The following is a 795-nucleotide window of genomic DNA, read 5'->3' on the forward strand; positions in this document are numbered from 1 at the left end:
GCCACTGCCACAGCGCATCGGCGACCTCGTGTCCGTCAGGTGTCCGGTCATCCTGCAACCATAGGGTCGGGCTAGTGCCATTTTGTGCGTGATTCTTCCGAGCTCGCCCCTTCAAGCCACGGCGTTGTAAGTCATCGCTGACTTCTCGCTGGCGGTTCCAGATATCGTGGAGACTTTCGATAGGAATGAGCGCGGCAAAGATAATTGCGCCTCCGTCACGCTGTAAAAGCAGATTGTGAGTGAGCCCACGCTTTGTGTCTCGGGTGGTGATGTGCTCCAGTGTCGCATCCCATCCGCCCGACCGCAGATGCGCCGCCAGTTGAGCCGCTGAGTAGTTCTTCTCGTTGGGATTTCGTCCATCGCGCCTCCAGCACAGTCGGACGCGCATACTCAGTACCTGGCCATCAGGAGTGCGGGTGACGATGAACTGTTGCGTGGCTACGCCCGTTTGAATTCGCTTGTCGTCAATGACAACGTAGCCTCTATCTTTCAGAAATGGCGCTAGTGCATCCCTGGATAGTTTTTCCGCAGCATGACTTTCAGGCCCCCGGAACAGGCGATTTCCTTTCGACATTTTCACACCCCCGCTGTTGATCTATGACGAAGCCGTTCAACCATTCCCAACCAGGAGCACAGAATGCACCCGCACTCCTTTAAAACTGCTCATACCAATGTGAAAGGTGAAGTTTGGGATTCTATGCAGTGCTGACAGGATTCAGACACATCAAGGGAGCAGCTACAGAATGACAGCCAGCAGACTTTGTCCGCAGAACCAAACAGATTTGTTCTGTTGCG

At 54.3% G+C, this 795-nt stretch carries 1 pseudogene; it reads right to left on the reverse strand.

Annotation, left to right across the window (positions count from 1 at the left end):
- A pseudogene (locus tag HBR94_RS28375) lies at positions 1 to 574 on the reverse strand (HNH endonuclease); the annotation flags it as partial.
- Positions 575 to 795 lie beyond the last annotated feature (221 nt).

Source organism: Pseudomonas sp. WS 5412, from assembly GCF_012985615.1.
Lineage (GTDB): Bacteria > Pseudomonadota > Gammaproteobacteria > Pseudomonadales > Pseudomonadaceae > Aquipseudomonas > Aquipseudomonas shahriarae.